General features: G+C 55.0%; 18 protein-coding genes. 11 read left to right on the forward strand and 7 right to left on the reverse strand.

Annotated features, from left to right (window positions below; genetic code table 11):
* Window positions 1-46 precede the first annotated feature (46 nt).
* From AACH73_RS11050 to AACH73_RS11060, 3 genes are all read left to right on the forward strand, one after another.
* Entirely contained in the window at window positions 47-817 is a 771-nt protein-coding gene (locus tag AACH73_RS11050) for a response regulator (protein ID WP_338734982.1), read from the forward strand.
* A gap of 111 nt (window positions 818-928) precedes the next feature.
* Window positions 929-1669: a LuxR C-terminal-related transcriptional regulator gene (locus tag AACH73_RS11055; RefSeq protein WP_338734983.1), complete on the forward strand. Its 741-nt coding sequence runs from the start codon at window positions 929-931 to the stop codon at window positions 1667-1669.
* A 430-nt stretch (window positions 1670-2099) separates the two neighbouring features.
* Window positions 2100-2465 carry a hypothetical protein gene (locus tag AACH73_RS11060; protein ID WP_338734984.1) on the forward strand — a complete coding sequence of 122 codons (366 nt, stop codon included), beginning with the start codon at window positions 2100-2102 and terminating at the stop codon, window positions 2463-2465.
* Window positions 2466-2854: 389 nt separating this feature from the next.
* Here the strand turns inward: AACH73_RS11060 and AACH73_RS11065 are convergent, their stop codons facing one another.
* The 3 genes from AACH73_RS11065 to AACH73_RS11075 form a co-directional block, all read right to left on the reverse strand.
* Complete coding sequence (locus AACH73_RS11065; protein WP_338734985.1) at window positions 2855-4726, reverse strand: EAL domain-containing protein; 1872 nt, start codon at window positions 4724-4726, stop codon at window positions 2855-2857.
* Window positions 4723-5886 (reverse strand): FIST N-terminal domain-containing protein, encoded by a 1164-nt coding sequence (locus AACH73_RS11070; RefSeq protein ID WP_338734986.1) that lies wholly within the window; start codon window positions 5884-5886, stop codon window positions 4723-4725. The genes AACH73_RS11065 and AACH73_RS11070 overlap by 4 nt, the downstream gene beginning before the upstream one ends.
* A gap of 186 nt (window positions 5887-6072) precedes the next feature.
* Window positions 6073-7092 carry a TraB/GumN family protein gene (locus AACH73_RS11075; protein WP_338734987.1) on the reverse strand — a complete coding sequence of 340 codons (1020 nt, stop codon included), beginning with the start codon at window positions 7090-7092 and terminating at the stop codon, window positions 6073-6075.
* A gap of 410 nt (window positions 7093-7502) precedes the next feature.
* On the opposite strand from AACH73_RS11075, the gene AACH73_RS11080 reads away from it, so the two are divergent.
* Window positions 7503-8966, forward strand: a complete 1464-nt coding sequence (locus AACH73_RS11080) for a methyl-accepting chemotaxis protein (RefSeq protein WP_338734988.1) — start codon at window positions 7503-7505, stop codon at window positions 8964-8966.
* Between the two features lie 209 nt (window positions 8967-9175).
* Here the strand turns inward: AACH73_RS11080 and AACH73_RS11085 are convergent, their stop codons facing one another.
* Window positions 9176-10273, reverse strand: coding sequence for an NAD(P)/FAD-dependent oxidoreductase (locus AACH73_RS11085; protein WP_272739673.1), 1098 nt, complete (start codon window positions 10271-10273; stop codon window positions 9176-9178).
* An 84-nt stretch (window positions 10274-10357) separates the two neighbouring features.
* Between AACH73_RS11085 and gcvA the strand changes: the two genes are divergently transcribed.
* On the forward strand, window positions 10358-11320 hold the full coding sequence (gcvA, locus tag AACH73_RS11090) for a transcriptional regulator GcvA (protein ID WP_272739674.1): 963 nt from the start codon (window positions 10358-10360) through the stop codon (window positions 11318-11320).
* An 11-nt stretch (window positions 11321-11331) separates the two neighbouring features.
* On the opposite strand, the gene AACH73_RS11095 is transcribed toward gcvA, so the two are convergent.
* Complete coding sequence (locus tag AACH73_RS11095; RefSeq protein WP_272739675.1) at window positions 11332-12339, reverse strand: cysteine synthase A; 1008 nt, start codon at window positions 12337-12339, stop codon at window positions 11332-11334.
* A 277-nt stretch (window positions 12340-12616) separates the two neighbouring features.
* On the opposite strand from AACH73_RS11095, the gene thrB reads away from it, so the two are divergent.
* On the forward strand, window positions 12617-13582 hold the full coding sequence (gene thrB / locus AACH73_RS11100; protein WP_338734989.1) for a homoserine kinase: 966 nt from the start codon (window positions 12617-12619) through the stop codon (window positions 13580-13582).
* A gap of 76 nt (window positions 13583-13658) precedes the next feature.
* Here thrB and AACH73_RS11105 read toward each other — a convergent pair whose 3' ends face one another.
* Window positions 13659-15212: a hypothetical protein gene (locus AACH73_RS11105; RefSeq protein WP_338734990.1), complete on the reverse strand. Its 1554-nt coding sequence runs from the start codon at window positions 15210-15212 to the stop codon at window positions 13659-13661.
* A gap of 200 nt (window positions 15213-15412) precedes the next feature.
* On the reverse strand, window positions 15413-16243 hold the full coding sequence (locus tag AACH73_RS11110) for an AraC family transcriptional regulator (protein WP_338734991.1): 831 nt from the start codon (window positions 16241-16243) through the stop codon (window positions 15413-15415).
* 231 nt (window positions 16244-16474) lie between these two features.
* Here AACH73_RS11110 and dnaG point away from each other — a divergent pair, with 231 nt between their 5' ends.
* The 5 genes from dnaG to AACH73_RS11135 all read left to right on the forward strand — a co-directional run bounded on the left by dnaG (window position 16475) and on the right by AACH73_RS11135 (window position 24506).
* Entirely contained in the window at window positions 16475-18373 is a 1899-nt protein-coding gene (dnaG, locus tag AACH73_RS11115; protein WP_338734992.1) for a DNA primase, read from the forward strand.
* 105 nt (window positions 18374-18478) lie between these two features.
* Complete coding sequence (rpoD, locus tag AACH73_RS11120) at window positions 18479-20566, forward strand: RNA polymerase sigma factor RpoD (RefSeq protein ID WP_272739680.1); 2088 nt, start codon at window positions 18479-18481, stop codon at window positions 20564-20566.
* 336 nt (window positions 20567-20902) lie between these two features.
* Complete coding sequence (locus AACH73_RS11125; protein ID WP_338735731.1) at window positions 20903-21853, forward strand: glycosyltransferase; 951 nt, start codon at window positions 20903-20905, stop codon at window positions 21851-21853.
* Entirely contained in the window at window positions 21850-22797 is a 948-nt protein-coding gene (locus AACH73_RS11130) for a glycosyltransferase family A protein (RefSeq protein ID WP_338734993.1), read from the forward strand. The genes AACH73_RS11125 and AACH73_RS11130 overlap by 4 nt, the downstream gene beginning before the upstream one ends.
* An 80-nt stretch (window positions 22798-22877) precedes the next feature.
* Window positions 22878-24506: an ABC transporter ATP-binding protein gene (locus tag AACH73_RS11135; RefSeq protein ID WP_338734994.1), complete on the forward strand. Its 1629-nt coding sequence runs from the start codon at window positions 22878-22880 to the stop codon at window positions 24504-24506.
* Window position 24507: the final 1 nt, after the last annotated feature.

Raw genomic sequence — 24507 nt, forward strand, 5'->3', positions numbered from 1 at the left:
TTGATTAGTTACTCAACAAACGACCCGATAGAGGTGGTGTAACGAAGTGGCCAGGGCGCTTATCATCGAGGATAGCCAGATCCAGTCGAGGATTATCGGGCGGATGATCAGAGACATGGGCTTTGAGGTCGACTTTGCGCTTAGTTTGGCGCAGGGGGCTCAACATTTAAAAACACTCAAGGTCGATGCGGTCTTCCTCGACGTCTTCCTCGGTGATCACAATGCCCTTCTTTTCGTGGACAGCCTGCGCAAGCTCGCGCCCCAAGCGGTATTCGTCCTTATGACCGCAGGATCGCAGACAGAGTGCGTGGACGTCACGGTATCAAAAGCCCGGCTTGCGAGGGCTGACTTCATGCTCAAAAAGCCCTTCAACGCTTCCGATATTGAGGTCATCCTCCAACAGACATTTGACAAAAGCGCTGGTCTGAAGCGACGCAAACATGTTCTCATAATTGAAGATAGCGCTCCCATCAGGATGATCTGCGAGCGCGTCCTTAGCGCTATCGGATATCGGGTCACAACGAGTGAAACCATGGAAGATGCGTTCGCCAATGTGGACATTGCGCACGTAGACCTCGTTTTGTGCGACATGTTTATGCCAGGTATGGGAGGCTTCAAAGGCATTCGCTCGATCAGGCGGACATGGCCTCAGGTGCCAGTCATTGCCATGTCTGCGGGTCTTGATGAGGCCGTACGAAATCACGATGTGCTGGCAGCGACCACAAAGCTCGGCGTTAACGCCCAGCTGAGGAAGCCCTTCGAAGCAACCGATCTTCTAGAAGTCGTAAGCGCTGTACTTGAGGAGGGGCACGTCTAGAGAACGCTGGTCCCGGATTAGACATCTGACTTAGGCCCGCGTTTACGGTTGAAGCCCCTAAAAAATTCACTTAGCCTGACAATCGCGCCAGGTTGTCTTGGGGGTCTTGCCTTGCCCACCTATGTTGCCGAAAAACTGATTGACGCTAAAGCCCAGGCCGTTGCTCAAATTGCGGCAACGCACCTCGGCACAAACGTAGCTGAGCCCGCCCAGATTGCGAAATTGCGCGCCTTGGTGCGCTTTGAGCACTATTGCATCTCAGGGCTCAATTATCCGGGGCTGGGCGTAGGCGCAGGCGTTATTCTCGCCAGCGATATGCCCAAAGCGTTCCTTGAGGCGTATTTGACAGAAGGCTATATCCGGTTTGATCCGCTTCACCACATGATCCGGCCAGACAGGCCCTGGGGGAGCTGGTATGCGCTGACCGATCAAGAGCTGTCTCAGCCAGAACTGCAACCTATTCGAAGTTTAGAAGCGCGTTTCAACATCTCACTGCGCTCCTGTCTTGGCCTCTATAGGGGCACAGTTCGGTTTGGTGGACTGACCTTTACACGCGCAACGCCCTTTAGCGCTGACGAACAGTTTATGATCGAAGCCGTTAGTCGTTGGGTGCACCAGGAGCTCAGTGAGGCCTACATAGCCGATATGTCTCAGCGGGCTGGCATTTCAGGCGGTGAGTTGAAATGCTTGAGCGGGGTTGCCGCTGGCTTTGATCTCTTGGAACTCTCTCGCTCAACAGGCTTTGCCCCGGACACGGTCACCACATACATCAAAAATGCTATTCGCAAACTTGGATGCCGAAACCGGGCGCACGCGGTTGCTGAAGCGATGCGTCGGCGCCTTTTAGCCTGAATGATAGGTTGAAATCCCAGGAGTTATAAACCGGCAAATTCCGACGCAGTCGAAGGTCGGTCAAATTGACTGCGTCGGAACCGGTAGCGCATCGGAAAATTGATGCATAACGACGATATTTCGATTCGGTCATTTGTCAATCGCCCCCTTCTTCCACTCCCCGATCTGTGAGTAAATTGTTCCATAGATTGCATTTCAATTAACCACAAGTTTACCAAAAACGATAACAATGTAATTTCAAATGGGTGGCGTTAGTGACGGCACGTGTTTTTTTACTGAAAATACATGATCTTATCAGGAAGCGAAGCGTTCTTCAGACACGGATTCCGAGGCAGGACACCGGTTGGATTTGCAGCCAGTCGCCGATAAGGACGCGGTCAGCGGACCTACCCACCCCATTATGGGGATAGGGAAGAGCAAGGAGGGGGAGATGATCGGAAGCCAGGATTGGGTTGCGGCGAAAGACGGCCCGTCTCACGGTCATGGGGCGCCCCTATTACTTCATCCGTCATTTTGGTCACAGGCTGATGTAGCGGCCGAAATAAAGAAAATACCCTTAGAGCAGATCAAGCCTCTGATCGGGGCACGACTTAACACCATGACACGGGCTTTAGGGGAGCTGTTGCGGGAGATCAGCAAGCTGGAAGACCTTGCAAGATCAGCGGATTCGAGATCAGCAACTGAAAATCTAAGCGCCGCGGATGAGCTTTCAGACTATGCGGCACGCCTCATAGAGATGACGAGGCTTCTCAACGAACTCCATAGTGCCGAGAGCCCGGCGCAAATCACGCCTTAATAATGAACGCGGCCACGGCTGGTAAGTGAACTCACAGACGATCGTTTCGTATTAGTCTTGTTTGGAGGTTTTTGATGCTCTACGTCCCCGATACGATAATGAGCGCCTTTCAGGAGCTTTTAGACGACGCGATCACTCCGGCTCAATGCGTGTCCTGGCTTCTCTCTCATTACAGGGGCATCAACCCAGGTCCCCGCACCCGCTTTGAGATTAGTGATACGGTAATTAGCCAGGTTGAGGACGTCTTACTCGGGCAAACGACCGTGGTCGAGGCGGTTGAGCGACTAAACCGGCTCGGCATTCGTTAAGCTGCGTCACGCGGCCTCGCTATGGCTCCTACCCAAACGCCCGCTGACCATACCACGCGTATAAGGGGGACGGGCCTTGGGTTAGGCCACTTTTGCCGGCACGGCTTTTGTCTCGAATGCGTTAAGCTCCGTTAAGGCGGCAGGCCTTCCGAACAGATAACCTTGCATGGTGTCGCAGTGTTCCGTCTTGAGGATCTCAAACTGTTGCTCCGTCTCAACCCCTTCTGCGGTTGAAACTATGCCAAGACTGGAACACATGCCTGAAACAGCCCGAATTATCGCCAAACATTCCGACCTTTGGCCAAGATCCCGCACGAAAGACTGATCGATCTTTATCTTATCGAACGGAAACGCGCGAATGTAGTTGAAGGAGGAGTAGCCTGTCCCAAAGTCATCAAGTGAGATTCGCACCCCTAAAGCTTTCAGAGCTCGCAAAACCTCGAGAGCCTGACCTGTATCGCCTATCATAACGCCTTCGGTTATCTCGATCTCAAGCCGTCTGGGGTTAAGACCAGACTCTTGCAGGGCACGCGACACGACGCTGACTAAAGAGCGGGATCGGAACTGGACCGGAGAGACATTTACCGCAATCGTTGTGTCCTCAGGAAGGGACACCGAATCCTTACAGGCCTTGTGGATGACCCATGCCCCGATCTCCTCAATAATGCCCGTTTCTTCAGCGACAGGAATAAAATCGGCGGGAGAAACGATGCCACGGGCTGGCGATTGCCATCTTAAAAGCGCCTCGTAACCGCAAACACGCCCCGACTTCACGCAGTAAATCGGCTGGTAAACCAGGAAGAACTCACGCCCGGCGGTTGCCTTGCGAAGATCAGCCTCAATTTTCTGCCGGTGCAGATAGCTCTCATGAAGTTGTGCGTCGTAGACGGCAATGTCATTCCGACCGCCTTTCTTAGCCGCGTATAAGGCCTGATCGGCGTGGCGCATAAAATCAATCGGCGCCGCATCGGGATTATCGATAAACTCAATCCCAACGCTCGCCCCAATAGTTATCTCAAGCCCATCAAGCTCATACGGGGCGCTGAGGTGGCTTACCAGTCGCTTAGCCACCCGATGAGCGTCTTGATGAAGGTTTATTTTCTCCATAAGAACCGCGAACTCATCTCCGCCTAAACGTGCCGCCAGATCACCCGGCCGCAATACGTCAACGAGCCTGCGCGCCACCTTCGCTAAAAGCGCATCACCCGTGGCGTGGCCATAAAGGTCGTTCACCGCCTTAAACCGATCGAGGTCGAGACAAAGTATAGCGGCCATGGACTTGGTGCTTGCACGCGCGACCAGGTCTGCGAGGCGCTTCTGGAAGAGATTGCGATTGGCAAGACCTGTGAGAGAGTCGAAATTGGCCATGCGTTCAATCGTCGCCCGTGCCAGGTGCGACTCGGTGATATCAGCAATGACATCGAGATAGCCGCCACCTTCCACACCCGTGCGTGACACCCGCACCGTGCGCCCTGACGGCCAGATATGCTCAGCTTCGTTGTGTCCAGTTTGGGGTATAGCCAGATATTCCAAAATCAGCATCAGGCGATCGTGACTGGCGCTTACGCGCTGGCCGGCGGCTTCAAGCGTCTGAACAAGCGTGAGCCCTCTTGAATCGCCTTCGTAACCCATTCCGAAGAAAGACAGATACGCTCGGTTATACTCCAAAATGCGTCCGTCTTTGTCATAAAGACATATTCCGTGTGGCAATGTCTCTATCGTCGCCTGAAAACGCAGCCCGTTTTCCCGTATATCCCGCAAGCTTTGGCGCAGCTTTTCGTTAGCCATTTCGAGCTCATCGGTCATCAACTGCGTGGCCCGATCAAGCCGTCGGCTATCAAGCTCATATTCGCTATAGGCAAGGCTTACGAGATCAAGGAGCACATTGAGATCTAAAGAACCCGTTTTATCGGTCGCCTTCTGAAGTTGTCGATCAAGCAATCTGTGCATCATACGACCTCCGAAAGAAGGGTCAGGCACATGGTCTGATTGTGCAGGCCGGCGGTCGAATAGTCAGGGTAGGGCGCTATTTCGCCGTAGGAATAAAAGCCAAACTGCACCGTATCCGCGTCCAGACGTTGCCCAACCGCTTCAACCTCATCAAGGGTTCGCTGGCCCATCAAGAGGCGGCGTCCCACACAGGAGACGGTAAGGCATAGTTGCGGCTGCAGATCAGGGTCATGGATCCTCAAATGCGATAGCGCGCGGTCAATCGCCGCCTCTGCACCTGAAACGAGATGGTCCGGTTGCCCTCTCATCAGGCGCGCGGGCCAGTTCTGCGGGATACTTCCGGCAAAAGTGAGTGTTTTGGCGGATCTGTCTATACTCAGGACCGTTCTGACGACCTCACGTGTAGGGTGATCAGGATCATGGATCTTCAGCGGAAACATGAGTGCGGAAGCGGGGAGTTGGGCGGCTTCTTCCCCAAGGTAAGTTTCGTAAAGATCAAGCGCTGGACCATCATCAAGTGTTTTGAGGACGGTGCCGACAGCGCTTGTTACCTCTCGCTCAGGACCGAACGCCTTCCACCCGCCGCCGGTCGCAGCCCCCACTCTTAAGGCCTCGCCGTAAAGGGCTACGGCCACAATGTCGTTAGACGAGACGCTGTCAGCGTTAAGAACGTAGGTCTTTTCAAACGCGGCGCCGTCACCGGCCAGCCCGCCTGTGATGATAACATTCTCCCCCACCCCTTCTGAGACACCATCGATCAGGGCCGAGCCATCGACATCAAGGCCTGGGCTTAAGAGGAGAATGTAGCGCAGATCGGGTGCGCAGAGCGATTTCGCTAGATCCTTCCCCGCCTCGTAAGACTGGGCTTTCGTCTGTAATTTGACTGAAGCATGCCTTATGCGCACTTTTTCAAAGGACAAAGCAATGCCGCTCCAGCCCGCCTCGTTGAGCGACCTCCCTTCAATGGCCGTACCCGTGGTGGTACCGGTAATGATCGCCTGTGGGGCCGCCTTACGCAAAAGACTGAGGTGACCCTCTTCACCCGGAAGGTCCTCTTCAAAGGCACGCCTTGTACCGAACACTAGAATTAATTGAGCCTTAGAAAGCGTCTTGACCGATACCTTGTCACTGAGACTGGCCTCATTTACGCGCAACGTCCACACGACTACCACTCCATTACAGAATGGCGTTATGCGCCAAAATCTTTATCGCAGATTTAGGAAACGCAGTTAACGCGCGTTTGAAGGCGTTCAGAACGGAGTCGACCATTTCGGTCTCGGCTGAGTACTAGATCCTGCCTCTAGCGAGTGGATTTAGGCCTGCGAGCGCTCGTGCTTTTTGGCTCGACATCAATCCTGAGGTGCTGAGACCCGGTAGCCTTTCGCCCGCAGCTTTTCGAGCACGCCGCCTTTGCGTAACAACTGGCCTAAGGGCAATACGGCCACCGTCTTACCGGGTTTACTCAGGGCTTCAGAGACAGCGCTCACGGAGTCGGTAATACTGCGGTTCAGTGTCGCGGTAGCGGTGGGAGATCCCGACAAGCATTTCATCAGGACTGAACCCTGATAAAGGCTGCGAAGTGTTGAGATATCCCCTACCGTCCAGGCTTGCGCAGCGCGCGGTGCACGATCCATATCAAAATCGATATCGTCCAGCGTATAGCGAAGGCAGGCTTCTCCCGCCTCTTCGCTCATAGCATTGACCGCCTTAAACAAAGGGCCGCTGTCGTACCGACCGGCTGCACGTGCCGGCACCCTGGCACTACGCGCCAGCCGCTTGATCGTTGTCACAGGCTCGTCTTCGCTCAGGCCATATTTACGTAGCACCTCACGGCGCAAACGCGCCCCGGCCCAGACCGGTTTGTCTTTAGCAAAATCCTTGGTCGACACACCCGCCCGACGCGCTGTGGCTTCATAGCGGGCATAGAGATCGCTTGGCAGGGCCTCTATCAGCCTGGCGCCTTCCGGCAAACTTTTGTTCCGCATCAAGGACCAGAGATCGGCGGGGCCCGTGGTGTTGTCGGGTGGTGTAATCAGACCATTGGCACCGCGCAATGCATTCTCGATGCGAGTCGTCTTCCAGGGCTGCTTCTTGGGAAACACCGGCAGGACACCAATAATGATGACCTGGCTGTCGTCGTCCGATACCCGCCACAAGGCCGGACCGACTGCCGCCTTGGCACGAACAACAATCTCGGTATCTGACCAATCCTCCTGTGCACGCGCCTGCACCGCCGAAAGCGTCAAAAAAAGCGACATCAAAACGAAAGCAAAAGGTCTCATCAGCGGCACTTTGCTGTGATTTGACGACAGTTTTTTAAAACCCGTCCCTGTAACCAATGCCAGCTCCCACAGGGGCAATACCTGCACGAGATCAATCCATTAAGCTGGAATTAAGACGCGAACGCTAATGTCCGGATGAGTAAAGAGTAACCCTTGGGTAACCATATGCCACAAAAAATCGCTCATGGCGAAAAGGCGACCCTGACAGATTTGATCACCGTTTCGGTGGTGGCAATCTTTTGCCTCCTTCTCCTTTGGCTCGTTTACCTAAGCCCACGACAAGATGAGCCGGTCGCTGTTGTCTCAGCGCCCTGGCAACATCGCTCTGCTGCGGAAATCGTCGCGCGTGCGGGCGGATATCTGGTTTCAAGTTCCTATAGCGGTGCACTCATAATCGCCCGGTCTGGTGACCCTGCCTTTTCGCGCAATCTAAGTGCGCAAGGTGCTCTTTTCGTTTTTAACCCGCGCCTTCTAGCGGGCTGTGGAGTTAAGCCGTCATGATCGAACTTAAAAGTGTTCAACACGCTTTTTCAAAGGCGCTCATAGGCTTTTTGTGGCTGAACTGCGCTCTATTAGCCATCATACCGTTTGCCTTCGGTGCGGGGGCAACGGGCCTTGTGCCCGTGACGGTTTCGGTCCTCCTGAACACGGTTGTCACTGTGTTCTGGAAAACGGATCCAATCGGATTTCGAACACGCATAACGTCGTCTCTGGCGTTGGCTACGATTGTGGCGCTAGTCGTCTATGAGTTTGACGGCCATTCCTACCAGCTCGACATGCACATGTACTTTTTTGCCTGTCTGGCGCTCCTGGCTGGCTGGTGTGACTGGCGTGCGCTTATAGCCTATTCGGGTCTGGTGGCGGTTCACCATCTGGGACTGACCTACCTGCTGCCCTCGGCGGTTTTCCCTGAAACCCAACCCAACCTGACGCGCGTCTTGATCCATGCGGTTATTCTGATCCTCCAAACGGGGCTTCTGGTGTGGCTGGTCTTGCGGATGCAGACAGCTTTCGAGGCGGCGGCGAGGGCGCTGAACGCTGCGCAACAGGCTGAGGCTGAAGCCTTAAAGCTTGCCAAGGCGCAGGACGAAACCAAGGAAGAGGAACTTCGCCAGTCCATGAAGCGCGACACACTCTCGCGCGAGCTGGTTTCAAAAGTTCAGCGCCTGGTCAAAGACTTCAATGACACGGCCTCTAACATCTCAACGGCCGTCAAAAGTCTAAGCGGGTCGGCCGCCCAGACCCATCAGACGGCTCAACACGTCACTCAATCCGCTCAATCTGCGTCTTTGCGCGTAGAAACGGCAGCTGAGGGCTCTGAAGTCCTCGCGGCATCGATTGATGAGATTAACAAAGAAGTCTCCCGCTCCGCCTCGATCGCTCAAATCGCCGCCTCTGAAGCCCAGTCAACGCGTGCAAATGTCGTCGCCCTGTCTGAATCGGCGGCAAAGATCGGCGATGTAATCGAGCTCATCCGCGCCGTGGCGTCTCAGACGAACCTACTGGCGCTCAATGCGACGATCGAAGCGGCAAGAGCCGGAGAGGCCGGAAAAGGTTTCGCCGTCGTTGCCACGGAGGTGAAGTCGCTTGCTAATCAGACGTCTAAAGCCACCGATGAGATCGCCGCAAAGATTAGCGAAATTCAGGCGGCCACCGAAATAACTGTGGGATCAATCGGCCGGATAGTTTCTACGATCGATAATATCTCTGACAGCACCGCAGCCATTGCACAGGCGATGGGTGAGCAGGGGGCAGCTACGCAGAATATCGCCAGCAATGCGGCAAAGGCCGCGTCGGAAGCCTTACTTGTGACGAATGAAATGTCGAAAGTCTCGCTTGCCACCGAAGAGACAGGCTCAGCTGCCGAACAATTGCAAAGCCTGTCGGAAGGACTGGCCGGTCAGGCGCGCTCACTGGAGTCGGAAGTGGGCCAATTTGTCGATCAATTACGAAGCGCGTGAGGCAATAGACAAGATGTGAGCCTGATAAGGGCAAACGGAGAGGATCCCTGGTTGCTTCTATCGGCTAATTCAACAGACGAGTACCAACTTGCCCGTGTCGTGAGGATAATATTGACGGCTCCGACGACAAACCCCGCCCCAGTTGGCTCTGGGACGGGGTCAAACCGTTTGAACTGACTGAACAAAACAGACCCGTTCGACGAAACGCGTTACTTTACACCGAGCTTTTTCTGCAGGTCGGATGATGAGGTCGTGTACTGAAAGCGCAGCTTCTTGTCCGGGAAGACGTAGCGGAAGACGGCCTGCGCCGCCAGAGCGCCTTCGTGGAAGCCCGACAGGATAAGCTTCAGCTTGCCGGGATAGTAATTGATGTCGCCGATGGCAAAAATTTGCGGCGTCGAGGTTTCAAACTTTTCCGTATCTACCGGGATCAGATTTTCGTGCAGGTTAAGACCAAATTCCGCCACCGGGCCGAGCTTCATGGTGAGACCAAAGAACGGCAGGAAGGTATCGGCGTCGAGGTGGATTTCCTTGCCGTCATTGTCTTCGATGGTGACGCCCGTCAGCTTATGGCCTGTTTCACCTGACAGGGCTGTGGCCTGACCGATGATCAGGTCCATCTTTCCCTCTTCGACCAGCTTGCGCATCTGCGCCACACTGTGCGGTGCGGCGCGGAAGTCGTCGCGGCGATGCATCAGGGTCACGCGTTCGGCGATCGGTTGCAGGTTGAGCGTCCAGTCGAGCGCCGAGTCCCCACCGCCTGAAATAACGATGCGTTTGCCGCGGAAGGCTTCCATCTTGCGCACGGCGTAGTGCACGCCGATGCCCGCACCGATGTTTTCGAAGCCATCAATGCCGGGGATGGGTGGCTTTTTCGGCTGGAACGAACCGCCACCGGCGGCGATCAGGATGCAGCGCGCGATGACCGATGTGCCCTGATCGGTCGTCACCTTCCACTTGGTCGTGCCGTCATCTTGGGTGAGCTTTTCAACGGCCACGGCCATTTCACCAAGATGGTATTTGGCACCGAACGGTGCGATCTGCTCCAGCAGGCGGTCGGTGATTTCCTGACCGGTAATGATCGGCCAGGCGGGAATGTCGTAGATCGGCTTTTCCGGATAAAGCTCGGCGCATTGACCGCCCACCTTGTCGAGAATGTCGATCAGATGTGCTTTGATGTCGAGCAGGCCCAGTTCGAACACGGCGAACAGGCCCACCGGGCCCGCGCCAATGATCACGGCATCGGTTTCCCAGGCCTGACCGGCTTCGAGGACTTCGATAGCGGGGGACGGGTGCGCGTCACTCATTTTTGTCTCCGGAACGCAAAGATTAGATTTGTTAAACGATGGATGCGCTATATAGAGCGCAGGGTTTAGATTGGGTAGTTTTCAATGTCGCGTGACCGTCTGCCGCCGCTGTCGGCGCTTCGGGTGTTCGAAGCCGCCGCGCGCCACGAAAGTTTCAAGCACGCCGCCGAGGAGTTGTTCGTTACACCCGGCGCCGTATCTCAGCAAATCCGTCTGCTGGAAGAACATGTCGGTGTCGAGCTTTTCGTACGCGATGGTCGCCGTGTCGTGCTGAGCGATGCGGGTAAGGCGTCGTCGATTATCCTGAAAGAAGCCTTTGAAAAGATGTTCGAAGCGACGCGTATCATGCGTCAGACCCAACAAAAGGGTCGTGTGACCGTTTCGGTTGCGCCAAGCTTTGCCGCCAAATGGCTGATGCCACGTCTGGGTGACTTCTCGGCGGCTAATCCGGACATCGACGTCTGGGTGTCGGCCGATATGACCCCGACCGATTTCGCTGTCTCTGACATTGATCTCGCCATCCGCTACGGCACGGGCAATTACAATGGGCTGAACGTGGAGCATTTGCTTGAGGAAGCGGTCCTGCCCGTCTGCTCGCCGGCGCTCTTTGAGGCCGCACCGATCCGCAAGCCCGCGGACCTCGTCCATCATACCTTGTTGCATGACGTGTCCTCCGACCTTGACCCGTCCGATCCGGACTGGGCCATGTGGCTGAAGGCGCATGGGGCCGATGAGATCGATGCATCGCGCGGTCCGCGCTTTAACCAGAGCCACATGGTGATTGAGGCGGCTGTCGCTGGTCGCGGCGTGGCCCTGGCGAAACGCACGATTGCCGAGGCCGATCTGCGCGCCGGTCGCCTCAGAGGCCTGTTCAACGAGAAGGATGCGCCCATAAGCTTCGGGTACCATCTCGTCTGGCCGCAGACGCGTGAGCCTTCTATGGCGCAGATGCGCTTCATGGACTGGTTGCGGGCACAGGCCCGTGATCTCGGGAACGCCGCCGCACAACCCCAGGACAGACCGGTCTTTGCCGCTCAGGGAATTTAAGCGCCCTGCCCTCACCCCTCACTCCAGGGCGGAATGGGCAGGCCTTTAGATTTCAGGAATTCAGGATTGAAAATCTTGGATGCGTAGCGGTTGCCATAGTCACAAAGGACAGTGACAATAGTCTTGCCGGGGCCAAGCGCTTTCGCCATTTTTATCGCACCGGCGACGTTAAGTGCCGCGGATCCGCCGACCAGCAGACCCTCGTGGCGGTCAAGATCGTAGAGAACGGGCAACCATTCTTCGTCCGCGACCTGACAGGTGTAGTCGGGCGTAAACCCCTCCAGATTGGCGGTTATCCGTCCCTGCCCAATCCCCTCGGTGATCGACGTACCTTCGGATTTCAACTCGCCGGTCGTATAGTAACTGAATAGCGCAGCGCCAAATGGATCAGCCAGACCGATCTTAATCTTCGGATTAAAAGCGCGCAGGCCTAGCCCCATCCCGGCCAGGGTGCCCCCTGAACCCACCGAACAGATGAACCCGTCGATCTTTCCTTCTGTCTGCGCCCAGACCTCCGGCGCGGTGCCGTCGATATGCGCCTGACGATTGGCGATGTTATCGAACTGGTTAGCCCAGATCGCGCCGCCAGGCTCGCTCTTGGCGAGGTCTTCGGCGAGACGCCCCGAATAACGGACATAGTTGTCGGGGTTTGAATAGGGAACGGCATCAACCTCGATGAGCTTGGCGCCCAGCATACGGATGGCGTCTTTTTTTTCCTGCGCCTGCGTGCGTGGAATAACGATCACCGCTTTATAACCCAGGGCATTGGCAACCATGGCAAGCCCGATGCCGGTATTGCCCGCCGTCCCCTCGACAATCGTACCGCCGGGCTTGAGGAGCCCTCTCGCTTCGGCGTCGCGAATAATCCACAGCGCAGCGCGGTCCTTGATCGATTGACCAGGATTAAGGAATTCCGCCTTCCCAAAGATCTCGCAACCGGTCTCCTCCGACGCACGCTTAAGACGGATCAGGGGCGTGTTACCCACAAGGTCGAGCACGGAAGAGACGGTCCTGGCCACGAAAAAGACTCCTGTTTTCGCCTTTGCGCCTATGGGATTTACCCGGCAATCCAAAGCGATAGATTCTCACCGGCGGGTTTAGCGCGGCTTACAGATGGGCGCGTTTCCTTATATGACAAGGCTTTGGCGCCGGTCAATGTGATGGCCATGGCCTCACGGTCTGGCGGTGAGAATTTGAGGGCCTATTGTCGAAGGGGCTTTGCATTGCGTATAGCAGGGCCTGCCTTTTCTCGCCTTCGGGCGAAAGGTGGGCAGATTAATCATGCGGGACTAAGGAATGGCCGTTTTTACCAAGGTATCTCTTGAAGAGGCCCGCGCTTATTTGAGCCGTTACGATATAGGCGAACTGGTCCATCTGGAAGGCATCGAAGAAGGCGTTTCGAACACCAACTTCAAGGTCGAAACGACGACCGGGCTTTATGCGCTCACCCTCTTTGAAGCCGCAACGCCTGAAAAAGACCTCCCTTATTTCATGGACTACACGCTGCATCTGGATCGCAAAGGCTATCCGGCGCCCGGACCAGCCCTAATGAGAGACGGGACAACGATAGGACGCATCAATGGCAAACCCTGCGCCCTGATTAAATGGCTACCCGGTCGCTGGCCGCGCAATCCTGATACACCCCACGCCACCTCCGCCGGACAATACCTGGCCAAACTGCACATCTTTGGATCTGACTTCACCCAGACCCGCAATAACGAAATGGGAATAGCCTCGTGGGACGCGCTCATTGAACGCTGCGTGCCCCGCGCCGCCCAGTCAGCGAGGGCTGAGGCCGTCCTGGCCGATTTCCGGGACGAAGTGGCCTGGTTGAAATCACGCTGGCCGGCTGATCTGCCCTCAGGCGCCATTCATGCGGACTATTTCACTGACAATGTGTTGATGGATGACGACGGACAGGTCACTGGCGTCATCGACTACTATTATGCCTGCACGGATTTTTACGCTTACGATCTGGCCGTAGCCCTGAACGCCTGGGGATTTACACCAGGCGGGCAGCCTCTTCCCGGCATGATATCCGCCTTAATCGCCGGCTATCATAAGGAGCGTCCGCTATCAGAAGCCGAAATTGCGGCCCTGCCCCTGTTTGCCCGCGGTTCGGCCGTACGCTTCACCCTGACGCGGCTTTATGACCTTCTGAACCACGACCCGTCGTGGGTGGTAAAGCCTAAGGACCCTGAAGCCTTTTACCGCCGCCTCGACTATCACCGCGCCATAGATTCAGGTCAGGCCTACTTCTGAGTATTACCGCCCCAGCGCCGGATTAAGACCTTCTAAAAGGCGAGAGACGTCACTTAAGACGCGGCCAGAGAGAAATCTAATCCTCCTTCAGGGCCTGCATGACGTCTTTGGCGGATTTCCCGTCCTTGATGGCGTCAATGGCCTTTTGGAAACGCTCCGCAGACTTCCTGTCGTGGGGGTTTCCGACGAAAGGCGTGAGAAGCGTGATGGCTTCAGAGCGGTTCCCCTTTGCGAGGTTCACCTGGGCAGCAAAAATCGCGTATTCTTTGACAGCCGGTGCAAGGACATGGGCGCCGGTGGCTGCGTTCAATACGTTGGCGTCCGGGAAATCGGGGCGGTTCTCGTAACTGCGAGCCAGATAATAGAGGTTAGGGGCACTTAGCCTGTTGTTCTCATAAGCGGCGATGAAGAAGCCCTGCGAGGCTTCAATGAGGTCGTTACGTTCCTGTTCGCTCGCCGTCTGCGCCATCTTTTGGTAAACCCGCCCCATCAGATAGTTTGCCTCAAAGCTTTCCGGATGCTTCAGGACGACCGGGCCAACAATGGCCTCAGCATCCTGCGCGTTGCCGTAAAGCAGATGCGCACGGGTAAGGGCGAACTGATAGTCGATGTCGTCAACGAAACCACCTTTGGCCTTTTCGAGCCGCGACAGGACGACGCGACCCTGGTCAGGCTGCATGCAGGTCGTCAGTAATGACCGGTCGAGCAAATAACTGCTTGTCGCCGAGTTCAGTTTCGTCACTTTAATGCGGCTGTCCGGGTAAGACGGCACGGGCACGGTGAGGAAAGACAGCTGTTGGCGATATCGCTGCAGTGTTGACTCCAGCTGATTGACCTTAAGGCCTGTGGCGGCTTCGAAACTGGCGACCGGGTCGGCACCTTTGCCCACTTCGGCGAAATAGGTGTTCAGGTCCCGGGCGCGCTTCGGATCGCTCAGCATGTAGTGGGCCAGCAACCATGACTGGGCATAAAAACTCTCGACTTCCCACGCATCGTTTGACTTGTCGCCAGCAAAGCCGAAGCTTGGCTTGAGGACCTTGTCGAATCCTATCCACCGGTCAGCAGACAGGGTTGAGCCACGCATTTTGGACGGTTCGCCCAGAGTGATTTTGCCATTTGCGGGGTAGGCGGTTGCGAGGTAATCGGCAAACCCTTCGACGTACCACGCCGGATAGTACGACTTGGCGTGCTGAAACATGATGTAATGGCTGTACTCATGAAACAGAACGATCAGGCCCTCGTCCTCTTCGGCCACCGAATCCCCATCATTTGAGACCGTGCCGTATGCACTGCTGCCTTCACCGCAATTGAAATAGACCCCGGCGACTCTTTTGGAGAAGCTCGGCCGTACGCGCTGAAGGTCGTCAGAATTTTGCATCAGATAGACTTCAAAGCGAACCTTTGGCCCGCTATCGCTGCTGCCAAGGAGGAGGTTTGTCAAATTGCGGAAGACTTCCAGCTTCTTGATATATTCGCGCGTCGTCTTTTCCGGAGCGGTGCTGTAGATCGAAAAGTTGTCCGATTCCGCCCTGATCCATGTCTCCGCTCGCACGGGCACAGCGAGAAGGCAGGCGAGCCCCAGTGACAACAAGCCTGATGCGGCTTTACGCAAAAAGGTTGCGAAAATCATGATCTCCCCCCGGTATTTATAGTGTAAACGCGAGCCCCATTTCATTTTCTGAAGGCAAGGCTGACACCTCGTTCGTCTGACGATAACCGGTAACGGCAGCCCTGTGAAGCCCACAGGTTGGCACCCGTGCGTTTTCACCCCTGACTTGCAGCCTCGCTTCTCTCAGGAAAGACAGGCCCTCAACCGGACCACGCCGCGCTTTACGCAACAGGTATCCAGATTTCCATTTCGCCGTAGCCGGTTTGTGGATTGAAAGTCTCTCCGTAGAATTCAAACTGTGGCGCGTCTGCCAGTTTGACATGCGAAGCCGGCAACCATTTACCAAAGATCGCTTTCCAGGTTTGCCTGATCTCCGAGACATGGCCCGAATGTCTGAAAACGGCGTAGGTCTGAGGCGCAAGGCGCAATACCTCAAGCCCAGATCCGTCCTTCTCATAGTTACTCACTTCCACGGCCGAAAAGTAGTCTATGTGCCCGGCCTGATCACTATGACACAGAACCCCATAAGCGGCACTGCCGCTCTGAAATCTGATGTGGCCGATAAAGGGTTGAAACTCTTGCCACTGCGCAGGAATCTGCGCGCTTGCCTCTTCGCCGTAGCGGCGTCTGAGGCCAACCAGCAAGATCGCCGGACGGTCTGTCATGCGCGGTTCGACGGCATCCGCAGGAAGGGTTTCATTCATCTTCAGGGCCTCCATGAGTTTAATGGCATCGGTTGAGCCGGCCTTTTGAATCGCCTCCGGGGTTACGCCGAACTGAGCTTTGAACGCCCGAGTGAATGCCTCGTGCGAACCATATCCGAACTGAAGCGCCACATCCAAAATGCCGGCGTCCCCCCTCGCCAGTCTTTTGGCCGCCTCGCTCAATCGGCGCATACGGACATAGTGGATCACCGAAATCCCGTAGCAGCTGCCAAATGCGCGCGTGAGATGGAATTTCGAAAGTCCGCAGGACCTGGAAACGTCGTCAAGCGTCAACTCACCCTCGAAATGAGTCTCAATGTACCAGAGCGCCTTTCCGAGAAAATCCATCACAAACTCCCCTTTGCCCGTGAGTTTAGCACTCAAAGGCCAGGCTTCATTTGATCAAAATTGCGTCTTCAGATCTTTAGGCATGGGCACAGGCAGCAAGGATATCCGGAACGCCCTGAGCTTCAGTATCGAAGAGGTATCGCGGGCCCATTCTGTGGGCCTCTCAGCTGTGAGGCATCTGACCCCCGGTTTTTCTTTTCCTTCCCGGTATAAGGCAGGTATAAGCAAGACGTGCGCTTCGACGATCGTTTTCTGGAAGAACTGAAATCCCGCTTGCGACCTTCGGAGGTCATTGGCAAGGCGGTAAAGCTGCGCCGTAATGGCCGCGAATGGGTGGGCCTGTCGCCTTTTTCGAAGGAAAAGACACCGTCCTTCTACGTCAATGACGAGAAGGGGTTCTTCCACGACTTTTCATCTGGAAAGCATGGCGACATCATCTCGTTTCTTCAGGAGACAGAGCGCCTCAGCTTTGTGGAGGCCGTGGAGCGGCTCGCCTCGGAGGCGGGCATGGCTTTACCCGTCCAAACGCCCCAAGCCGCGCAGGCCGAGCAGAAGCGACAATCCCTGAACGACTGGATGGAGCTTGCGGCAAGATGGTTCGCTGCGCGTCTTAACGACAATACCCCTGGGGCGAAGGCCGCCCGGGATTACCTCAAACGGCGTGGCCTCAGCGATCAGGACGTTGCGCACTTCGGTCTCGGTTACGCGCCAAAGGAGCATACGGCGTTGAAAGACGCCCTTGTGCAGAAGGGGGCTAAGGTTTCCGAACTTGTCGAATGCGGGCTATTGATCGAGATCGAGGGTAAGGCCCCCTATGATCGCTTTCGCAATCGGCTGATGTTTCCGATCGAAGACGCGCGTTCTAAAATTGTGTCATTCGGGGGGCGCGCACTCGATCCGGATGAAAAGGCTAAATACCTCAACGGGCCGGAAACCCCGCTTTTTCATAAGGGTGCCCTCTTATACGGGCTGCCAAAAGCGCTTAAGATCCTGGGTTCGAGCCAGACAGGACCGGAACTGGTTGTCGTCGAGGGCTACATGGATGTCCTCGCGTGTCAGCGCGCACAGATAGCTGCCGTCGCCCCTTTGGGCACAGCGCTCACCGAAGAACAGATAGACATTTTGTGGCGGCGCCATCCTGAGCCTACGCTTTGCTTTGATGGCGACAAGGCGGGGATGCGCGCGGCCAATCGCGCACTTGATCGCGCCTTGCCAAAACTCAAACCTGGCAAGTCCTTCAAGGTGTGCCTGATTACGGGCGGGAAGGATCCTGACGACGTCCTTCGGGAAAAAGGCGCCCTGGCGCTTCGTGAAGCGCTGAGCGAAACTCAGCCCTTCGTCGAGGTGTTGTTCAAACGCGAATTTGAGCAAGAGCCTCTCGACACGCCCGAACGTAAGGCTGGTTTTCGAAAGCGCCTTCGAGCGCTTGCCGCAACAATTGAGGACAAGGATCTCGCCGAATCCTATCGGCAGGACCTGATGGCGCGCTATGACGCGCTGTTTCAACGCCAGCCCCAGAGCCTGCCGCAGGGCTTTCAAGCGGGTTCGACGCGCGGGCGCTATCCTCGTCGCGATGCCCAGGGGCGCTTGATTGAACCTCCGACCATTGCCACCCCCGAAGGTCAACAGGCCGCTCGCGCCTTGTCAAAGACCCTCGACCCCATGGCTGCCGCCCTGGCGCAGGGACTTCTCGATCACCCCGAATGGATGCACGACCATTTAGACGCGCTCGAATCCTATGGGCTGGGAGACCCTGCACTTGAGGGGCTGGTTCGTGTTTTGGTGGCGTTAAGTTTTTCCACAAGCCCTCTTGACTCAGGCGTTGTGAACCGCCATCTGCAAAATCAAGGTTTCGGCGCATTGTTGAGCGAGATACAAAAGGCGGCCCTCAGATCGGCCTCGCCAATCCTCGCACAGGACAAATCTCTCGCAGATGCGCAAGCCGGCTGGACCAAAGCGTTCAACGCGATTGCGCGTTTGACGGCATTGGACCGTGCGTTGAAGGCAGCTCGTGACGAAGCTTCGACAGAATTTGACGTCGAAATTTTCACACGGACCAAACAGGAACGCGACAGCTTGCGCAAAGCCTTGAAAAGCGGACAGATTTTTGAAGCGGAAAGCGACGTCTAGGTTAAGACTTCGTTGATCTTCTTCGTAAATATAGGTTTGGTGCGGCAAAAATGCCGCATCTGGTTCCAAGGTCTCATGACTGTTGCGTCATGGGCGGAGAGATAGATGAGCACAGCGACGGAAAAACCCGAAGCCGATACGCCCTCTGACGGCCCCCTTCTCGACCTGACCGATGCCGGCGTCAAGAAATTCATCAAGAATGCGAAGGCCCGCGGCTACGTCACGATGGACGAGCTGAACAAGGTGCTGCCGTCCGAAGAGTTCACTTCGGAGCAGATTGAAGACACCCTGGCCATGCTCACAGAGATGGGCGTGAACGTTGTCGATTCCGAAGAGGAAGCGACCGAAGGTGGCGAGATCGCGGTACGCGAGGAAACCGGCGGCGTGGTCGTCGCAGAAAAGACCTCGTCCTATGACCGCACCGATGATCCTGTTCGCATGTATCTGCGCGAAATGGGCTCGGTCGAGCTTCTGTCGCGCGAAGGCGAAATCGCTATCGCCAAGCGCATCGAAGCCGGTCGCGACACCATGATCAGAGGCCTGTGTGAATCGGCTCTGACCTTCGAAGCCATCATGATCTGGCGCGAGGAACTTGAATCGGGCCGCATCCTGCTGCGCGAAATCATCGACCTTGAAGGAACCTATGGCGGTGGCCCGTCCGAAGGCCCGCCCCCGGGCGCGCTTGACGATGAGGGTGAAGAAGAAGATGCCGACGCGCCGATCGCCATGCGCGCGCCAGAGCCTGTCGTGAAAGCTCCAGAGCCTAAGCCGGAGCCGAAGCCGGAGCCTAAGGTTGAGGCGAAGAAGCCGGAACCCAAAAAGAAGGCAGACGGCGAAGAGGACGATGACGATTACGTCCCGATGGATGAGGAAGAGAAGAAGCCTCAGCCGGAAGAAGAAGAGGAAGATGATTTTGACGACGGCGCCGGTCCTTCGGTGTCGGCGATGGAATCGGAACTACGCGAAGGCGTGATGGCGACGCTTGACGCCATTGCCGGTGAGTTCGAAACCTATCGCGGTCTTCAAGAACGCATTCTGGGCGCGCGCCTTGAAGGCTTGCCCGTCGATCCGGCGGATAAGGCGGCCTATGATGAGGTCACCTCGGCCATTACGCGCCACCTCAAGACCCTAAAGCTCAACAATCAGCGTATCGAAGCTCTGGTTGAGCAGCTCTATACGATCAATAAGCGCCTGATGTCGCTGGAAGGTCGTCTTCTGCGTCTGGCCGACTCCTACGGCATTTCGCGTCAGGAATTCCTGCAGAACTACTACCACCGCGAGCTTGATCCTCAGTGGACGGATAAAGTCCGCGAATTGGGTGTACGCTGGCAGAAGTTTTCCGATAACGAAGCCGGTCCTATCGGCCGGATTCGCGCCGACATCATCCAACTCGCCACCGATATGGGCGTTGCGGTTGATGACTATCGCCGCATCGTCCAGACGGTTCAAAAGGGTGAACGCGAAGCGCGCCAGGCCAAGACCGAAATGGTCGAAGCCAATCTGCGTCTCGTGATCTCGATTGCCAAGAAGTACACCAACCGCGGTTTGCAGTTCCTCGATCTTATTCAGGAAGGCAATATTGGTCTTATGAAGGCCGTCGATAAGTTCGAATATCGCCGCGGCTACAAGTTCTCGACCTATGCCACCTGGTGGATTCGCCAGGCGATAACACGTTCGATTGCCGATCAGGCGCGCACCATCCGTATCCCGGTGCACATGATCGAGACAATCAACAAGATCGTTCGGACCTCGCGTCAGATGCTGCACGAGATCGGCCGCGAACCGACCCCGGAAGAACTGGCGGAGAAGCTGGCCATGCCGCTGGAGAAGGTGCGCAAGGTTCTGAAGATCGCCAAAGAGCCTATCTCGCTCGAAACCCCTATCGGGGACGAAGAGGATTCGCACCTGGGCGATTTCATCGAAGACAAGAACGCCGTCCTGCCTATCGACGCGGCGATCCAGTCGAACCTTCGCGAAACCACCACGCGCGTGCTGGCGTCTCTGACGCCGCGTGAGGAGCGGGTACTGCGGATGCGGTTTGGCATCGGGATGAACACCGACCACACACTTGAAGAGGTGGGTCAGCAGTTCTCGGTGACGCGCGAACGTATCCGTCAGATTGAGGCGAAAGCGTTGCGCAAACTTAAGCACCCCAGCCGCTCGCGCAAATTGCGCTCGTTCCTAGATTCCTAGTAGCGGTGCATTAGAATTCCGGATAATGGGGTAATGTCTCACTTCACGCCATTATCCGGAAATCAACTGGCATCGTATGAGATGCAGAGACGAGAATGAACAGCCTAGTGGGACAAATCTGGGCGACGAATTAACAATAAATTCTTCGCTCCTGATTATGCTATCTTCATGCAAATCAGTCTCCCATATGCGCGTATCGTCCACGAATCCGTTGAGACAATCGGATCGGAAAGTGCGGCATCAGATGAAGAGCGAGCGCTCTATATCTATTGGTCGGGTCGTAGACCTGTATGTCAGCGATGGGCGCTACGAGACGAGGTCAGCCTCCCGTCGTCCATGGCATTTTGCGCTGATAAACCTTCCCGAGGTCGTGAGGTAGCCGGCTCTGTAAGCGTAATCATCTGCACTCATGACAGACCGGAGGCTTTATCCACCTGCCTTGAAAGCCTTGCCCTTCAGGTGAGGCCCCCAGATGAAGTTATCGTTGTTGACAACGCGCCCAGCGACTCTCGGACACAAATCGTGGCTTCCGCACATCGCGTTGTATACGTCCGGGAAGATCGGGCGGGCCTAAGTCACGCGCGCAATGCAGGTGTAAAGGCTGCAAAGGGAGACTTTCTGGTTTTCACTGACGACGATGCAGAAGTGGACCCACATTGGATTCAGGAGATCGTGAAAGCGTTTCATGACCCTGATGTTATGGCAGCAACAGGTATCGTTTTGCCCGCGCGTTTAGATACGCAAGCACAATGGATCTTCGAAAAACATTGGTCCTTTAATCAAGGGTTCAATCCCCAAATTTTTGACTCCTCCCATTTTAAAAAATACAAAGGAAAGGGTTACCCGTGTTGGCGCATCGGCGCGGGGGTGAACATGGCTTTCCGAAAAGAGGCGTTCTTCAAATTTGGCTTATTTGATACGCGTCTTGGCGCCGGCGCTTCAGGATGTTCAGAGGACTCTGAATATTGGTATAGAATAATTTCGTCCGGATACAAATGCGCATACGAGCCAATGGCGGTTGTTCGACACCACCATAGATCGGACATTTCCGCACTAAAACAACAAATTCATTCATATATGTGCGGACATGTGGTCGGACTATTAGTTCAGTTTGAAAAATGGAATGATTTTGGAAATATCAGGAGATTATTTCTTTCTATACCAAAGTATTATTTTAAACTGACGTTTTTTACCAATGATACTGACCGGAGATGTACAATCGTTGATGAGATAACTGGGTCTCTCCTTGGCTTTCTATATTATTTTCGCCATAGAAAAACGCAATGAACGAACTCGTATCTGTAATTATACCCGCCTATAATGCGAGCCCCACTATCGATGAAACCCTTGCGAGCGTCTGTGCGCAGACTTGGCGGTACCTCGACATAATCGTCGTAGATGATGGCTCGACCGATGATACGGCGGAGAAGGTTCTTCGAAAAAGCAAGGAAGATTCTAGAATTCGGCTTATCACGGCTTCGAACGGAGGCGTGGCTCGTGCAAGAAATCTCGGGATTGAGGCTGCCAAGGGCGGGCTGATCGCACCGGTGGATGCAGATGATCTTTGGCACCCTGAAAAAATCGAGAGCCAGGTCGCCCTTATGGGCGAGAGCGGGCCACAGACCGGCCTAATATACACCTGGTATTGCGTGATAGACGAGACTAGCCGAATTATTGGTTACTCTGATCGCCACCAGGAAGAAGGGGACGTGCTGCGCCGCATGTGCATGGGCAACCTTGTAGGCAATGGGTCTTCCCCGTTAATTCGCAAAACCTGTCTTCTTGAGGTAGGCGGTTATGATCCAACGCTAGGCGACAAGGGCGCTCAGGGCTGCGAGGACTTAAAACTTTACTTCGCAATTGCGCGCCATTGGAAATTTGGCGTCGTTAAACGGTATCTTACTGGCTATAGATGGATTTTAGGTAACATGTCGAGCAACGGCGTTCGAATGCTTCGGTCATATGATCTGGCAATGAACCCATTCAAAGCCATCTATGGCTCTACGTACCCGAGTGAGTTTCGCTTCGGCAGACTCTATCTGATAAAGTGGCTCCTCGGGCGTGCCATAGCGACAGGCGACTTCGACACGATAAGCGGCCTTATTGCAGCGCTTTGGCACGAAAGTCCCAAAGCCACCTTGAAGGCTCTTGCGCTCTCCCCGCAAACCTGGCTGCGACATAGACGGAATAAGGGCCGTCCCGGTGGCCACTATCTTGAGCAGGTCCTTTGAAGATGACCGAGCGAAGGATCAGATCATCAATTTACGGGATGTTTCTGCGTCTCTACGGCCGGTACTGGCCACGTGTGTCTATGCTGACCATTCTGGGTCTGGTCTCGTCGCTTGCGGAGACGCTGGGCATCAGCCTAGCCGTTATGATGCTCACACTTCTAATGTCTAACCGAACTGACAATGTGTCAGGATTTTTGTCTCACTTTTACGAGACCTATCGACACCTATTCGGAGATTCAGCCGTAGCCCTGGGGCTTTTGATAGTCGCCCTCATTGTGTTCAAGGGTGCATGCGTCAGCCTTTACGGGTATGGCGCGTCGAAAATGCGGCACCAAATAAGCCACGACGTCCGCGTCGAGATGTTCGATCGGTTTATGAAGTGGCCGCTTCAAAACTTTCATAAAAGGGACTCTACGGAACTGTCAAATCTTATCCTTTCTGAAAGTTGGGCGCCGGCTGACGCTGCGTTTACCTTCAGTCGCCTCGCCGTTAACATCGGCGCAATTCTTATCTTTGGCATCTTTGTTTTGCTCGCCTCTTGGCAAATAGCAATACTTGCCTGCGTGGCAGGCGGCGTGTTTATCTTTCTGACAAAAGGGCTTGGACAGTTTGCGAGGCGACTGAGCGAGAAGATTATCGATTCCAACGCCAAACTTTCCGATGCGACGGTCAACGACATTCAAACAATGCGCACACTCAGAGTCTTCGACGTGGTCGGGCATCGCTCAGGCAATTTCGCGACTCTCTCGTCACACGCTAAGGCGCTGTTTGAAGAAAGTGATCGGTTTTACGGAATGCAGGGAGCCTTCACCGAGCTCGTCTACATACTGATATTGGGCAGTTTAGTAGCGATTGCGTCGATAATGGGCGTGGACATGCCGTCCGCCCTCACAGCACTTCTTCTCCTATACAGGCTGCAGCCAAGCGTCAAAGAGGCGGATGCAAATCGGTTGAGCCTTGCAGGGAATCTTGCGTCGCTCAAAGCCATCGCAGACTTTGTAGATCCGCGTCTCGCCCCCTTGCAAGATATCGACACCCCTTACGAACTTTCCTTACCATCGGGTGAAAAAATTTATTTCAAAAATCTCAGTTTTAATTTCGAAAATGGCAAACGCCGCGTCATTGACCACGCCTCTTTTGAAGTACCTTTAAGAGGGGTCACGCTAATCAAGGGCAATAGCGGAACTGGCAAATCAACCGCGGTCAATCTCCTCACACGATTGTATGAGCCGAGCGAAGGCGAAATCGTTTTAGCAGGAACATCCCTTAATTCCATCCCCATCGGGCAATGGAGGAAGCACGTCAGTCTCGCCGGCCAGGACGTTGATCTCCTGAACGGATCAATCAAAGATAATATAACCTTTTTCAGAAAACCCAATTCTCCAATAGCGTTAGAGAAAGTTATTGAGATTTGTGAGTTAGAAGAGCTCATAGAGGTACTAGAGGACGGGTTAGAAACAAAGGTCGGCGAAAGAGGGAAAAGCCTATCGGGAGGCCAACGTCAGCGTGTGGGATTAGCACGAGCGTTATACGGCAATCCACGGATTCTTATCCTTGATGAAGCGCTTAGCGCTGTTCATTCTGATCTTGAGAGATCCATATATCACCGGGTTCTTGAAGAATTCAGAGACCGTGCAGTGATTATAATTACACACAGACCAGAAACCATACCGCACATAGATCACATTATCGAATTCTCAGATTTATAGG

It is taken from the genome of Asticcacaulis sp. DW145 (genome assembly GCF_037101385.1).
GTDB lineage: Bacteria > Pseudomonadota > Alphaproteobacteria > Caulobacterales > Caulobacteraceae > Asticcacaulis > Asticcacaulis currens.